Origin of the sequence: Amycolatopsis sp. NPDC057786 (assembly GCF_042797905.1) — a bacterium.
Classification (GTDB): domain Bacteria; phylum Actinomycetota; class Actinomycetes; order Mycobacteriales; family Pseudonocardiaceae; genus Amycolatopsis.
In genome coordinates, this window is record NZ_JBHVKW010000002.1 from 71,316 (window position 1) to 85,854 (window position 14,539).

Below are 14,539 nucleotides of genomic sequence, written 5' to 3' on the forward strand. Positions count from 1 at the left end.
ACGTCCCTGGAGGTGGCCCCTTGTCGCGTTCGGCTCGCACCGTGTTCCTGGCCCTCGTGTTGTCCCTGAGCGCGGTCGCCGCGCCTGCCTATGCGGCGCCGCCACCGACGACGCACCGGGACCCCGGCAACGGGCCGGAACGCAACGAAATCGCCGCGACCGATCAGCCGATGAGCGTCGCGCGGGCCGCGGCGGGCGAGAACCTCGCGGGCGACCGTTCCGGCTATCCGCGCAAGACCAAGCTGCGCGTGTACCCGGAGAACGCGGCCGACAAGTCGATCAAGCTCGGACTCGCGCCGTATCACGCGATCGCGCCGAAGCTGAACGCGTTGCAGGCGCGCAGCGATCGGATCTCCGTCGAGATCGCCGGGCAGTCGGGCCTCGGCCGGGACCTCTACCTGGTGACGCTCACCGCGCCGGAGAGCCCGGCCGAGACGCGGCGGCAGGACGCCTGGCGCTCGCTGATCGAGAACGATCCGGCCCGCGCCGCGCGCGACCCGTTCCTGCGCCACGGCTACAAGGCGCCGGTGTGGATCAACAACAACATCCACGGCAACGAATGGGAAGGCACCGACGGCGCGCTCCGCGTCATCGAGAAGCTGGCGACATCGAACGATCGCCAGACCGCCGAGCTGCTGAAACGGAACCGCTTCTACTTCAACGTCACGGCCAATCCGGACGGCCGCGTCGCCGGTACGCGGCAGACGTCGCAGGGGTTCGACCCCAACCGCGACTTCGTCACCGCGTCGCAGCCGGAGGTGCGGGCCATGCGCGGGATCGCCATCGGCAAGCAGCCGCTGATGATGCTGGACGAACACGGTTACGTCGCGAACACGCTCATCGAGCCGACCACCCCGCCGCACGGCCAGAACTACGACTTCGACCTCTACATCAAGCACGGCTACGCCAACGGGCTCGGCATGGAGAAGGCGGTCCAGGCGCTCGGACGGCCGGAGACGGCGAAACCCGAGATCCCGTTCCGCGACTACGAACCCGGCAGCTGGGACGGTTGGGCGCCGATCTACACCGCCCAGTACGCGATGTACCACGGCGCGGTGTCCTTCACGATCGAGGTCCCGATGCGGGTCAACAACGCGGACTACGAAACGCAGCCGGTGGCGGAGCTCCAGCGGCGCGCGGTGATCAACACGGAGGTCGTCGAGGCCACCATCGGCAGCACGCTGCAGTACGTCGACCGCAACCGCGGTGAGCTCATCGCCAACCAGATCGAGATGTTCCGCCGCGGCACGGCCGGCGAGGCGCAGCGTGAGATCCCCGACGGGTTCGTGCCCGGTTTCGGGCCGGAAGACCGCTACCGCACGGAGTTCCCGCGCGCGTACGTCATCCCCTCCGGCGCGGACCAGCGCTCGGCCGTCGCCGCCTCGCGTCTCGTCGACCACCTGGTGGCCAACGACGTCCGCGTTCGGCAGGCGGATCGCCCGTTCTCGCTGGCCGGACGCCGGTATCCGGCCGGTTCGTACGTGGTCGACATGCACCAGCCGAAACGCGGCCTGGCGAACGTGATGCTGGAGCAGGGCAGCGACATCTCGGCGAAGGTGCCCGTCATGTACGACATCTCCGGCTGGAGCCACCGCCTGCTGTGGGGCGCGTCGGTCGACATCGTCAAGCAGGGCAGGCTCGACGTCCGGGCGCACGACGTCGTCGCCGCGTCGCCGACCGGCGGCATCGACGCCGCGCCGGGCCGTGACCTCGCGCTGAAGCTCGTCGACGGAAAGGACGTCAGCGCCGCCAACGACCTGCTGAACCGGGGCCTCGCGCTGGGACGGACGGACGACGGCACGATCGTCGTCCCCGCGTCGGCGCGCCCGGCGGCCGCCGAGGTGGCCGACCGCTACGGCGTCCGGTTCACCGAAGCAAGCGGGACGGCGACGCCGTTGACCCGCAAGACCATCGCGGCCGCCGTCGGCCCCGACGAGCTGAAAGCGCTGCGGGACATGGGCTTCGACGTGCGTCCGGTGTCGACTGCGGTGCTTAACGCGGGCTTCGACTGGTCCCGGGTGGACCTGCTGTTCGTCTCATCGGGACTGCGCTACACCGATCTCAATCCGGCCGCGAAGGACGCTTTGCGGGCCTTCCTCACTCGCGGCGGCGTGGTCACGCGCGGTGCCACGGGCGCGCGGTTCAACACCGACGTGGGACTTCTCGAAGCGCGTCCGGTGGCGGGCTGGGAAGACGGGAACGGCGTGGTCTCGGTCGTCGACGGCACCGGCCCGGTGGGTAGCGGCGCGCTGCCGGACTCGTTCGTCTACGGGCCGTTCTGGTTCACCGATCTCGGCTCCTCGGTCAGTGTCGAGCAGCGCTACGCGAGCGGGAACCCGCTGGTCGCGGGGCATTGGCGGACACAGGACGACGGGACGGGCGGTCCGCTGCAGGCTGCGGGACAGGCCGCGGTCGTGTCCGGGACCTCGGGACTCGGCGGGCGGGCGGTGCTGTTCGGCACCGAACCGCTGTTCCGCGATCACCCGAAGGGCTTGTACTCGCAGGTGGCCAAGGCGATTTACTGGGCCGCCGCGAAGTAACGTGGGGGTATGCCGATCCAGGTGCTGCTCATCGACGACCACGAGGTGGTGAGGCGCGGTCTGCGTGACCTCCTCACCGACGAGCCCGACATCGAGGTCGTCGCCGAAGCGAGCGGGGTCGACGAGGCCCTGGCCGTCGCGATGCACGTCGAGCCGGACGTCGCGGTGGTCGACGTGCGGCTCGGCGACGGCGACGGCATCGCGCTCTGCCGCGAGCTGCGGTCGAAGCCGAACCCGCCGCAGTGCCTGATGCTGACCGCGTTCGACGACGAGGAGGCCATGGTCGGCGCGATCATGGCGGGCGCGGCCGGGTACCTGCTGAAACAGGTCCGCGGTCAGGACGTCGTCAACGCGGTCCGCGAGGTCGCGGCAGGCCGGTCGCTGCTCGACCCGCTGTCGACGGCGCGGGTGCTCGACAAGCTGCGGCATCCGCCCGAGGACGAACTCGGGTCCCTCACCGAACGCGAGCGCGAGGTGCTGGACCTGATCGGGCAGGGCATGTCCAACCGCGAGATCGCGGAACGCCTGTTCCTCGCCGAGAAGACGGTGAAGAACTACGTGACGTCCGTCCTCGCGAAGCTGGGCATGCAGCGCCGCACGCAGGCGGCGGCGTGGATCGCGCGCCGGGACAGGTAGTGCGCGAAATAGGTACCCCCCCCCCGTCGTTTTGGCCGAAGGTCCCGGTCGAACCGGGTTTCCGTTCCTGGTTGACCAACGCTCCCGAACGACAGCTCCTCGTGGTCGTCCGGACGTTGACGACGCTGAACCGGCTTCAGGACATCCTGACCCTGACGAGTGACGATCTCCGGATCCAGACGACCTTCACCTTCGACGAGGCGCGGCCGGGGATCCTTTCGGCCGGAGTGAGTGACGCGTTGCGTGCCCTGCGCGTCGCCGTCACCCCGTGGGAACAGGCCGCGAAGAACACCTTCGACCTCATCCTCGCGGCGAGCGAGAACGACGCCCTTCACGAGCTGAACGGGCCGATTCTGCTGGTGCCGCACGGGATCGGTTATCAGAAGTACTACCCGGGCCGGCGAGTCACGTCAGGGATGGACCCGGATCGGCTCCTGCACCACGACCGGGTGATCCCGGCGGCGATCGCGCTTTCGCATTCCGTGCAACGGGAGCAGCTGAAGTCGGCTTGCCCGGAGGCGCTGGACCGGGCGGTCGTCGTCGGCGATCCCTGCCACGACCGGATGATGGCGAGCAGGCACCGGGTGGCGGCCTACCGCGCGGCGCTCGGCTCCGGGGACCGGAAGGTCGTCGTGCTCGCGTCGACCTGGGGCAGGCATTCGCTCTACGCCAGGCATCCGCACCTGCCCCATCGGCTGCTGAGCGAGCTTCCGCTCGACAAGTACCAGATCGTCCTCACCCTGCATCCCGGGGTGTGGGCGGCGCACAGCCCGTGGCAGCTGGAGTCGTGGCTCCGGCCGGAGCTCGCCGCGGGGCTCACGCTCATTCCCCCGGACCACGGCTGGCAGGCCGCGTTGCTGGCGGCGGACTGCGTGCTCTCCGATCAGGGTTCCGCCGCGCTGTACGCCGCCGCGGCGGGCAAACCCGTCCTCCTCGCCCCGTCCGCCGCGACCACGACGGTGGACGACTCACCCCTCGCGATGCTGACGCGGGCCACGGCCGAAGTGGCGGACACGGGGTTGCGCGAGCAGATCGACGCGACCATCGCGAGCCATGCGCCTGACCGCTACCGGCCGATCATCGACCAAGCCGTCGAGGACGCCGCGAGCGGTCCGCGGCTGGGCGATGTGCTCTACGACCTCCTCGACCTGGAGCGGCCGGATCCCCGCCCCGGATTCCCGCCCGTGCCCGCTCCGGCACCGGTGACCCATCCGGTGGCCGCGCTCGCCGCAGGCTGGGACGAAACCGGGAAAGTGGTGCGGTTTCCCGCGTCCACCCGGCCGGAAGGCCTGCGCCACCGGCATGTTCTCGCCCATGCGGATCAAGCGACGCTACGGGAACTGGACGGTGCGGCCATCGTGTTCGCCGAGGATCCCGGCCGGTTCGCCGAGTTGCTCACCCAGTGGCCGCTCGCCCGGCTCGTCGCCGCTCCCGCCCCCGGCGGCTGTCTCGCGCGCGTCCGGGACCGCGGCGATTTCCTGCTGTCGGCGGAAACGGATCCGACCCTGCTGGCGAGTCATCTCCACCTTCTGCTCGTCTCGCACGCGGACATCGAAGGCACGCATACGGTCAACGGGCGTCCTGTCACCGTCTCCCGCTGTTAGCCAGGACCGAACGGAACTCGGCCTCCCGCGGATGCCCCGCGTCGAAGTACGTCTGCCAGGCACGCTGGAAATGCGTATGCGCCCGGCCGTGGTCCCCGCGAGCCGCGTAGAGCCTGCCGAACTCCTCCTCGAACTCGGCTGTGTACTGCGTCGCACCGGACACCAGCCGCCACGCCTCGAGCAATTCGCGTTCGGCGTCGTCGTAGTGGCCGATCGTCCGGAGGTACTTGGCCCGCACCATCGACACCCGGCCGAGGTTCCGGCCGTCGGACGCGGGGAACTGCTGTGCGGATTCGGCGAGCAACGCCCAGATCTGTTCGTACGCACCGGCTTTCAGCAGCACGTTCGCCAGCATGCGGCTGTGGATGCCGAGCGACCGGCGGCCCGCCTCGGCCATCGCTCGATCCAGCGTCACGGCTCGCCAGAGGAAGTCCGCGGCGGCCCGGAGGAGCCCCTTCTCTTCGTGGAAACGGCCGCAGAACTCCTGCACGGACGACTCCAGTGCCGGGTCGTCCAGGGTGCGGACCGTTTCGAGCGCCTCCTCCAGCAGCGGCTGGGCGCGGTCGAAGTCGTGCAGCAGGAAGAAAGTACGGCCCTGCTGGCTGAGGATCCTCGTGGTCAGGGCCGGATCGCCATGCCGCCTCGCCGCGAGCAGGCCCCAGTGGTTGATGTGGGCGAAAAGCCGGTGGTGCCCGCGGTTGAGCATGAGCACTTCCAGCGCTCCGCAGATCTGCCCGATTTCGACGTCCCGTTTCCGCTCGAAGGCCTGATACGCCAGTGCGCCATAGGTTTCCCGTGCGTCCTCGACCCAGTCGAGCGGCGCCTTACCCTCGAAATCCGGGGTAGGCACGGAAATCGGCGCGTAGCGACGCAGGCGGTCCGGACTGGTGATGTGGTCCGCGGCGACGGCCTGGTCGCGGAAGAAGAGCAACGCCCGATCGGTCGCGACGTCCCGGGTCCCGCGCCGGCGCGCCCCTTCCCGGATCAGGTTGAACAGCCGCTGCCGGGGAGTGCCGGTCGGCGCGAGGAACCCCGCGTCCGTGAGTTCGTCGAGCGCGTCTCCGGCGGGCTTGCCGAAGACCGCCGTCGCCGACGCCGTCGTGAAATCGGGGCCGGGATGGGACGCCAGCAGTTCGCAGAGTTCCGCGGCGTCGGCGGACAACTCGGCGAACGACTGCTCGAACGCCATCGCGATGACGTCGACTCCGCCGAGCACCCCGGTCCGCCGGAAATCGGCCAGTACCGAGGCGACCGCGCCGGGGCCGCGCCGCAGGCGTTTGCGGATCCGGACGCCTGCCTGCACCAGGGCGAACGGCATGTGGTCGCACAGCGCGGCGAGTTCGGCGGCCGAGTCGCGTTCCGCCTCGACGGCCGCCGGATCCGATGCCTTGCCTAGGAGTTCGAGCGCGAAGTCCCGTTCGAGGGATTCCAGCTCGATCGGCGGAGCGACGTTGCCTGCCAGCAGGTCGTCGTCCTGGCGGATGGCGGTCACCAGCACGAGGCTCGACGGCGACGGGGGGATCAGTTCGCGGACGTCCGTGGCCACTTCGGCGTTGTCCAATGCCAGGAGGAACCGGCGCCGGGCGGTGACCGACCGGTACTGGGCCCACAGCTCGGCGGTGTTCGTGGTCATCAGATTCGTCTCGACCCCGAGCGCGCGCAGGACCCGGGTCGCCACCTCCGAGTGACGCAGCACGGTGCCGTCGCGATAGTCCGCGAGGTCGACATAGACCTGATCGGGGTACCGGTCGCGGAGGTCGTCCGCGAGCCGGTACACGAGCGCGCTCTTCCCCGCCCCGCGCGGACCGGTGATGACGTGGACGCCCGGCCCCGAAGCGCTTCGCCGTTCCCTGTCCCGGTCGACGAAATGCGCGGGCGCGCCCGGCACGTCGCGAACGCCGGTGCCGTCTCCCGCGAGGATCTCCTGCAACCGCTCGGCGAATTCGGGATCGGTTTCGACCAGTTCCCGGACCGCCCGCTCGGCGCTGCCGGGATCCGCGAGCAGCGCATCGACGTCCTGTGCGGTACGGCGGCGGGCGAGCCGCTTGGCCACCAGGTCCTTCACCCCGCCGGCGGCGCCGACCGCCAGCGCTTTCACGGCCTCACCCAGAACGGCTTCCCACACGGCGTGTTCCCCTCGTCACGGCTGGTACCGAGGCTATCAACGATCGGTCTCCCCGGTCGGGAGATGGCCGATCACGACCTGCCGGTTGTGGAAGTAGTCGTCCTCACGCAGCACCGTGACGCTCCCGGGTGAACCGCGGAAGTCGACGTACCCGGCCGACTCCAGCGGCATCCGGATCCACGCGGCGATCACGAAGGTGAGAGCGCCACCGTGCGTGACGACGATCTGGTGCGCACAACGGCTTTCCAGGATCGACTCCATGGCCGCGTACACCCTCGCGGCCATCGCGCCTTTGGTTTCGGCGCCGGGGATTCCTTCGTCGTGTCCCAGCCGGTCGCCGACCGCGGGCGGCGGGACGAACCGGCTGTCCAGCCATTCCCGCGGACGGCCACCTGCTTCCCCGTACGACTTCTCGCGCAGCCGCCGGTCCGGGATCGGGGTGACACCGAGCCGTTCACCGATCAACTCGGCCGTCCGCGCGGTGCGGCGCAGATCCGAGGTATAGAGCTCCACCTCTTCCGGCACCTTCGCCCGCAACGACTCGGCGACGGCGACGGCCGCGCGTTCTCCGGCTGGAGTGAGGCCGGAGTCGAACCACCCGCCCACCAGACGATCGACGTGGTGCGTGGCCTCCGGATGCGTGACGACGTAAACGGTGCGCATCCCCCGAATCTAAACGCGGGTCAGCTTCGCGAAGGCGACGACATTGTCGAGGTAGTTGCCGGTCGAGGAGTCGAAATCCCCGCCACAGGTGATCAGGCGCAGTTCGGGCCCCGTCGTGTCGCCGTAGACCTTCTCCGTCGGGAACGACGCCTTCGAATGACGTTCGACGGCGTACACGGTGAACACCGCGGTGATCCCGTCCTCACGGTGGACGATGGCTTCGTCGCCGGCCTTGAGTTCCTTGAGCCGGACGAAGACGCCGGGGATCTTCTTGTAGTCGACGTGCCCGGCGAGGATGGCGGGCCCGATCTCACCGGGTGCCGGGCCGCCGGTGAACCAGCCGGTGGTGATCGCGTCCTGTGGCACCTCCAGGGTGCCGTCACCGGCCAGGCCGAGGTCGATGATCCCGCCGGTGCGGACCCCGATCGCCGGGATCTCGAGCTTCGCGGGGCGTGCGGGCGCGAGCGGAGTGACCGCCGTGGGAGAAGGCACCGCTGTGGCCACCGTGGTGGGTGACGCCGGTGACTCGACCTTGCCCGACGGCGGAACGGCGCACGCGGTCAGCAAGGCCGCGCACACCAACCCGAGGAGGGCGCCGATGACCAGCGGAAACGGCCATCGGCGCCAGAAGGATCCGGTCATCGCTCGGCACGCCGCCGGAGGACCAGGGACGCGCCCGCCGCCGTCGCGGTCAGGAGTGCCGCGCCGGTCAGCGCGACCGCGACGACGTCCAGGGGGCCACCGTTGGACTCTCCACCGCCGGTCGCGACGCCGCCGACGGGTTTGACCTTGACCTGCCCCGATTTCGCGGGCTCGCCGAACCGGGATTCGCAGGCGTATCCGTCGTGGTCAGCGTCGAGCTTGTGCGGGTCCCGCGGGTTCTTCTTGAGCTCGGCCTGTGCGGCGGCCTGCGAGGGGAAATCGGCGCAATCCTTGTCGATGGATCGCGGCGCCGTCGTTTTCGTGGTGCTCGGCGGTACGGTGGACTTGGTCGTTTCGGTCGGCACCGTTCCACGCTTGGGCAGCGTTTCGCAGGCGATTCCGTCGTTGTCGTTGTCCAGGTTGTGCGGATCGGATCGATCCTTCTGGAGTTCGGCCTGCGCGTCTTCCTGGTACCGGAAGTCGCCACAGTCGAGATCGGCGATCGCGGGCGCTTCCGCCAGCGCGAACGCCACGGAAGCGGGGCCGAACAAGGAGAATCCGGCGAGGATGACAGCCGTGCCGATGGCGCGACGAACCGAGGACATAGGGAGTCCTTTCAGTGGGAATTCGCGCTCCGAGCGCGTTCGATGCACTTACAGTCGCGCACCGGCCCCAGCTGTTACGGATTAATCAGAATTGACGAACCGTTAATTTCACACGGTTTGGTCGAGTGGAACGTCGAAAGCGACCAAAGTCCCGAGACTCGGGGAGGAATTGATCGAAAAGCGGCCACCCGACGTCGTCGCGCGTTCGGCGAGATGACGGAGGCCGCGTTTGGCCACTCCCTGCGGGACGCCGGATCCATTGTCCCGCACGCGGAGTTTGACGCCTTCCGCGTCGCGGCTGAGCGTCACGCGGGTCTCGCTCGCCCCCGAGTGTCTGACCACATTGGACAGTGCCTCGCGCAGGGCGGCGCGGATGTGGTCCGCCTGTTCGGCGGGGATGTCGGCCAGTTCACCCGAAAGTTCGAGGGTCGGTGGGTAGCCGAGCAGCTCGCCGGCGATGCGCACCTCACCCCGCGCAGACTCGGCGAGGTCGGTGGCCGTGACCGTCTGGTTCGCGGGTTCCGGGCTGCGCAGAGCGCGCACGGTGCCGCGGATCTCTTCGATGGTCTGGTCGAGTTGGTCGATCGCCTCGGACAGCCGCGCGCCGTCGGCCTGCGCGAAGCGTTTCCGCATGTTCTTGCGGACACGGTCGAGCTGCATCCCGGCGCCGTAGAGCCGCTGCACGATGACGTCGTGCAGCTCGCGCGCGATGCGTTCGCGCTCTTGGTAAAGCGTCACGCGGTGCCGGGCGTTGGCGCCTTCCGCCAGCGCGAGCACCACGCCCGCCTGCGCGGCGAACGCGGTGAGGACCTCGACCGTGCTGGCCGAGAACGGCTCCCCGCCGTGTCGGCGGTACACGGTGAGCGCGCCGAGGACGCGTCCGCCCGCACCGAACGCCGACGCGGCGAAAGGCCCGAAGCCCTGAAGCTCCGGCGGTACGAACGGCGCCGTGCGGGGATCGACGGTGAAGTCCTCGCTGACCACCGGTTTCCCGCCCCTGGCGACCTGGCCCGCAGCGGAATCGGAGGAAAAGGCCAGCCCCCGGAGGCCCTGGGTGGTGTCCCCGTGCGCGGCCTCGGCGACCACCTGGCCGTCGTCCGCGCGCACCATGACGAGACCGAGGTCGGCCTCGGCCAGTTCGACGGCGCGGGCGACCACGGTCTCCAGCACGTCGCCCGGGTCTTCACCGGACAGGGCGGTGCCGGTGATCTCGGTGGCGGCGGACAGTGCGCGCGCGGCAAGCGTGGGATCCATGAGCGCTATCGACATTAGACCGCTCCGGCCCTTGTTCGCGCTGTGACCCGGCCCTCTCGCACCTCCAGGATCACGTCCGCGCCGTCGGCTTCGGCGGCGTTGTGCGTGACGTGGACGACGGTCTTCCCGGCGAGTGCCTCGCCGAGCCGTGCGCGGACGGTGCGCGCGGTCGGTTCGTCCAGATGGGCGGTGGGCTCGTCGAGCAGCACGAGATCGGCCCGCGCGGCGCCGAGGACGGCCCGCGCCAGCGCGACCCGCTGCGCCTGCCCACCCGAGAGCCCGGCGCCGGCGCTGTCGAGCATCGTCGTGGGCTCGACGTCTTCAAGAACGGCTTGGTACAAGGCCTTCCGCAGATCGGCTTCGGACGCCGTCGGCTGAGCGAGACGCAGGTTCTCGGCGATCGTGGTCGAGACGAGCATCGGCTCCTGCGGTGCCCAGGCGACGTGCTCGGGCACGGCGACGTCGCCCTTGCTCGGCTTGAGGAAGCCGAGCAGGGCCGCGACGAGCGTCGACTTCCCTGCGCCGCTCGCGCCGACGACGGCGACGTGCGTACCGGGCGCGATGTCGAGGTCGACCCCGGTGAGGACCGGGCGCTCGGTGCCGGGCCAGCCGAGGTCGGCGTTCCGGATCCGCACCCCGCCGGTGCTATGAAAGGTCCCTTCCTTGCAAATTTTGCCAGGAAGGGACCTTTCATTGCACGCGGCGAGGCGCAGACGGGCCTGGCGAAGGGTGTCCCAGTGCTGCGCGACGGGCGGAAGAAGGGAGAGGACCTCCGCCAGCGCGAGCGGCACCAGGGCGACCACGGGCGCGAGTACCGGGTTCAGCGCGCCGGCGGCGACGGCGCTCACGGCGAACCCGGTGCTCACGACGGTGGCTACCCCCGTCGCCAGGATGATCAGGGCATCGGCCGCTCCGGCGCCGAAAGCCTGTCGCCGGGCTTCGGCGGTCAGCGCGGCGTCGGTGGTGGCGATTCGGCGACGTCGCTCTTTGTCGACCCCATAAGCGATCAACTCGGCGGCGGCTTCGAACAGGCTCAGCACCTGCGCCGACACCGAACGCCGTCCGGCGGCCAGCGCGCTGGTCGCGCGGCGTTCCGCCCGGAGCGCGAGCAGCGGCGCGAACGCGCTGACCAGCACGGCCGCGGCCAGCGCGAGACCGGCTTCGGGCAGCACGACGGTCTGGACCGCGACGGCGCCGGCGGCCACCAGCGCGACCACGACCAGCGGCGTGATGACGCGCGGCAACAGGTCGCGCACGGTGTCGGTGTCGCCGACCAGCCGCTGCTGTTCCTCACCTGCCCGAAGCGCGCGTGCCGGTCCGAGACGCACCAGCGACTCCCACAGCCGGACACGCAGGCTCCCGGCGATGCGGAACGCGGCGTCGTGCGTGACCAGCCGTTCTAGGTAACGCAGCCCCGCGCGGCCGAGGCCGAACGTCCGCACGCCGACGATCAGCACCGTCAGGGTCAGGATCGGCGGTTGTTGTGACGCTTTGGCGATCAGCCAGCCCGAAAGCGCGGTCAGCGCGACGCCGGCGAGCAACGCGGCGGCACCGAGCAGCGCGCCGCCGAAGAACCTGGGGTGCAGCAGGTCGCGCCAGGGCAGCGGCTTGGTCGTCCGTGCCTCTTCCACGACTCCGGCTTCGAGCATCGGGCCGGTCGACATGTCGACACCGGAAGTGCGCTCGTGGGCGGCGATGATCGCGGCGGCACCCTGGTCGACGGCTTTGCGGACCGCGGTCATGACGAGTGCGGCGTTGGCCTCGTCGAGGTGGGCGGTGGGTTCGTCGAGCAGGAGCAGCCACGCGCCCGTCCGGACCCGCGTGAGCGCCCGCGCCACCGCGACACGCTGCCGTTGTCCCTGTGACAGCTTCGAAACCGGCCGCTCGGCGAGTCCGGCGAGCCCGAGTTCGCCGAGGACGTCTTCGCCGCCGGCCTCCTCACGGACGGTGCCCCCGCCGAACACCGGCGACTGCGGCACCCAGGCGACGTTCTCGCGCCACCGCTCCAGATCTGCGTCGGCAAGGTCGGTCCCGCCGACGGTGATCCTCCCGTCGTGGGCCTGCACGAAGCCGAGCAGCGTGGCGAGCGTCGTCGACTTGCCGCCGCCACTCGCCGCGCGCAACCAGGTGATTTCCCCTGGCCGGACGCTGAACGTCTCGCCGTCGGGCGCGAATCCGCCCCGCCTGGCGACGCGCAGTCCGCGGACGTCGATCGCGCCGTGGGCGGGCTTCTCGAAACCGTTGGGCGGCAAGGGTTCCGCTAGAACGTCCGCGACGCGGCGCACGGCCTCGACGCCGTCTTCGCTGGCGTGGAACGCGGCGCCGACCGCGCGCAACGGCTGGTAGCACTCCGGTACGAGGATCAGCACGCCGAGCCCGATGGCCAGCGACAGTTCGCCGGAGACCAGCCGGACACCGATGACGACCGCGACGAGCGCGACCGAAAGCGTCGCGATCAGTTCCAGCGCGAACGCCGACGCGAACGCGACCTTCAACGTCTTGAGCGTCGTGCGGCGATGCCGTTCGGAGATCCTCCGGACCGTCTCCGCCTGCGCTTCGGCGCGGCGGAACGCGCTGAGGATCGGCAGTGCGCGGACGAGTTCGAGCAGATGTCCGGACAGTCGTTGTTCGGCGTCGGCGGCTTCGGCGACCCGCTCGGCGGTGTGCTTGCCGATCAGGATGGCGAACAGCGGAACCAGCGGCACGGTGATCACGACGAGCACGGCCGACGGCCAGTCGGCGAACAGGATCGCGGCCCCGGCGCCGAGCGGCACGATCGCGGCGGTCACCAGTGCCGGAAGGTACTGGGTGAAGTAGGCGTCGAGCGCGTCGAGTCCCTTGGTGGTCAACGACGTCAGCTCGCCGTGACCGCGGCGCGCGATCCATTCCGGGCCGAGTTTCAAGGCGTGGTCGAGGGCTTTGGCGCGCAGCTCCTCTTTCGCGCGGGCGGCCGCGCGAACGGAAACGATCCGCACCGCCCAGCCGGTCACCGCGCGCCCCGCGACGAGCGCGAGCAGCACGGCCAGCTGGGCGGTGCGGTCCCCCGGTGTTCCGCGGACGACCGCGGAGAGGACGTCGGCGAGCAGGAAAGCCTGCCCCACCAGCAAAACCGCGTTAACGAAGGAAAGGATTCCGCTGAGGATCAACGCTCGGCGCGCCGCACTCGAAAGTGGAGCCAGCGCGCCGAGCGGACCCTTCCCCGGTCGCGCTGGGTCCATTGTGGACTCCGTGGCGGAAAGGGTGTCGCGGCCGGGAAGTTCGGTCATGGTGCGTGCACCGGTGGGATGTGCCGGGTGCCGATGCGCTTGCGGAACACCCAGTACGTCCAGCCTTGGTAGATCAGGACGGCGGGAGCGCCGAACAGCGCGACCCAGGTCATCACGGTCAACGTGTACGGGCTCGACGCCTCGCCCGCGATCGTCAGCGTGTTCGCCGGGTCCACAGTGGACGGCAGGACGTTCGGGTACAGGGCGACGAAGATCGCGATGGCGGAAGCCGCGATGACCCCGCCGAGCGCGGCGAACGCCTGCCCTTCGCGGCCCGCACGGATCCTGAACCACGCGAGGACCGCGGCGACGACGGCGAGGCCGATGAGGAGCAGCGTCCACAGGTCGCCCGAGCGCAGCTGCACGAGGATGAGGAACGCGAGCAAGGGCATCAGCGCGACCGGGAGCAGGCGGGTGGCCAGGTTCCGCGCCCGGTGGCGGAGGTCGCCTTCGGTCTTGAGCGCGAGGAACGCGGCGCCGTGGACCAGCGAGAACCCGACGACCGCGATCGCGCCGAGCAGTGTTTCGACGCTGATGGCGGCGAACGGACCGCCGACCCGGTCGCCGTCGGCGTCGAGCGGGAGACCGAGGACGGTGGTCGCGAGGAGGAGGCCGACACCGAACGGCGGGATCCACGAGCCGATGCCGATGACGCGGTCCCAGTTGCGGCGCCAGCGATCCGAGTCGACCTTGCCGCGGTATTCGAACGCGACGCCGCGGCCGATGAGGGCGAGCAGGACCAAGAGGAGCGGGAGATACGCGGCCGAGAACAGCGACGCGTACCAGCCGGGGAACGCGGCGAACATCGCGCCGCCGGCGACGATCAGCCAGACCTCGTTGCCGTCCCAGACCGGGCCGATCGTGTTGACCATGACGCGGCGCTCGGTGTTGTCCTTCGCCAGGACCGGCATGAGCATGCCGACGCCGAAGTCGAAGCCTTCGAGGAAGAGGTAGCCGAGCCAGAACAGGGCGATGACGCAGAACCAGATCGTTTCGAGGGTCATCGGGTACTCACTTTCCTGGGCTGCGCGGGCTGAAGGACGCTTTCACCGCATGCGACGCGGTGAAGGGAGCCTTCGGTGCGTGCGATGCGGCGAAGGGCCCCTTCAGCCCGCTGCCTGGCCACGTACCTGGTCGCCTGGCCGTCCGCGCGCGCGGTCGCCTGCCCGGCCGCGTGCGCGGTCGCCTGCCCGGACGACGCCGC

At 70.2% G+C, this 14,539-nt stretch carries 10 protein-coding genes; 3 read left to right on the plus strand and 7 right to left on the minus strand.

Translation table 11 applies throughout. The features are described from left to right. Positions 1–20: 20 nt before the first annotated feature. From ACFVM3_RS02025 to ACFVM3_RS02035, 3 genes are all read left to right on the plus strand, one after another. A complete protein-coding gene (locus ACFVM3_RS02025) occupies positions 21–2,540 on the plus strand; it encodes a M14 family zinc carboxypeptidase (protein WP_378434716.1) in 2,520 nt (839 codons plus the stop codon). 9 nt (positions 2,541–2,549) lie between these two features. Then, on the plus strand, positions 2,550–3,176 hold the full coding sequence (locus ACFVM3_RS02030) for a response regulator transcription factor (protein ID WP_016330621.1): 627 nt from the start codon (positions 2,550–2,552) through the stop codon (positions 3,174–3,176). Positions 3,177–3,247: 71 nt separating this feature from the next. Next, positions 3,248–4,780 carry a hypothetical protein gene (locus ACFVM3_RS02035; protein WP_378434718.1) on the plus strand — a complete coding sequence of 511 codons (1,533 nt, stop codon included), beginning with the start codon at positions 3,248–3,250 and terminating at the stop codon, positions 4,778–4,780. Here ACFVM3_RS02035 and ACFVM3_RS02040 read toward each other — a convergent pair. The 7 genes from ACFVM3_RS02040 to cydB form a co-directional block, all read right to left on the minus strand. Continuing rightward, positions 4,761–6,905: an AAA family ATPase gene (locus ACFVM3_RS02040; protein ID WP_378434720.1), complete on the minus strand. Its 2,145-nt coding sequence runs from the start codon at positions 6,903–6,905 to the stop codon at positions 4,761–4,763. The two genes, ACFVM3_RS02035 and ACFVM3_RS02040, sit on opposite strands and share 20 nt — an antisense overlap. A gap of 36 nt (positions 6,906–6,941) precedes the next feature. Beyond that, a complete protein-coding gene (locus tag ACFVM3_RS02045; RefSeq protein WP_378434722.1) occupies positions 6,942–7,568 on the minus strand; it encodes a histidine phosphatase family protein in 627 nt (208 codons plus the stop codon). 9 nt (positions 7,569–7,577) lie between these two features. Then, positions 7,578–8,210, minus strand: coding sequence for a class F sortase (locus ACFVM3_RS02050; RefSeq protein ID WP_378434723.1), 633 nt, complete (start codon positions 8,208–8,210; stop codon positions 7,578–7,580). Further along, a complete protein-coding gene (locus tag ACFVM3_RS02055) occupies positions 8,207–8,815 on the minus strand; it encodes an excalibur calcium-binding domain-containing protein (protein WP_378434725.1) in 609 nt (202 codons plus the stop codon). The genes ACFVM3_RS02050 and ACFVM3_RS02055 overlap by 4 nt, the downstream gene beginning before the upstream one ends. Before the next feature lie 108 nt (positions 8,816–8,923). Then, positions 8,924–10,069, minus strand: a complete 1,146-nt coding sequence (locus ACFVM3_RS02060; RefSeq protein WP_378434727.1) for a GAF domain-containing sensor histidine kinase — start codon at positions 10,067–10,069, stop codon at positions 8,924–8,926. A 14-nt stretch (positions 10,070–10,083) separates the two neighbouring features. Then, positions 10,084–13,335, minus strand: a complete 3,252-nt coding sequence (gene cydD, locus ACFVM3_RS02065) for a thiol reductant ABC exporter subunit CydD (RefSeq protein WP_378434729.1) — start codon at positions 13,333–13,335, stop codon at positions 10,084–10,086. Beyond that, on the minus strand, positions 13,332–14,339 hold the full coding sequence (gene cydB / locus ACFVM3_RS02070) for a cytochrome d ubiquinol oxidase subunit II (protein ID WP_378434730.1): 1,008 nt from the start codon (positions 14,337–14,339) through the stop codon (positions 13,332–13,334). Before cydB ends, cydD begins: the two co-directional genes overlap by 4 nt. Positions 14,340–14,539 lie beyond the last annotated feature (200 nt).

Bases quoted from the DNA above. Each gene is read 5' to 3' on its own strand.
- ACFVM3_RS02030 (WP_016330621.1), top strand. From the start codon at position 2,550: ATGCCGATCCAGGTGCTGCTCATCGACGACCACGAGGTGGTGAGGCGC.
- ACFVM3_RS02045 (WP_378434722.1), bottom strand. From the start codon at position 7,568: ATGCGCACCGTTTACGTCGTCACGCATCCGGAGGCCACGCACCACGTC.
- ACFVM3_RS02050 (WP_378434723.1), bottom strand. From the start codon at position 8,210: ATGACCGGATCCTTCTGGCGCCGATGGCCGTTTCCGCTGGTCATCGGC.
- ACFVM3_RS02055 (WP_378434725.1), bottom strand. From the start codon at position 8,815: ATGTCCTCGGTTCGTCGCGCCATCGGCACGGCTGTCATCCTCGCCGGA.
- ACFVM3_RS02060 (WP_378434727.1), bottom strand. From the start codon at position 10,069: ATGGATCCCACGCTTGCCGCGCGCGCACTGTCCGCCGCCACCGAGATC.
- cydD (WP_378434729.1), bottom strand. From the start codon at position 13,335: ATGACCGAACTTCCCGGCCGCGACACCCTTTCCGCCACGGAGTCCACA.
- cydB (WP_378434730.1), bottom strand. From the start codon at position 14,339: ATGACCCTCGAAACGATCTGGTTCTGCGTCATCGCCCTGTTCTGGCTC.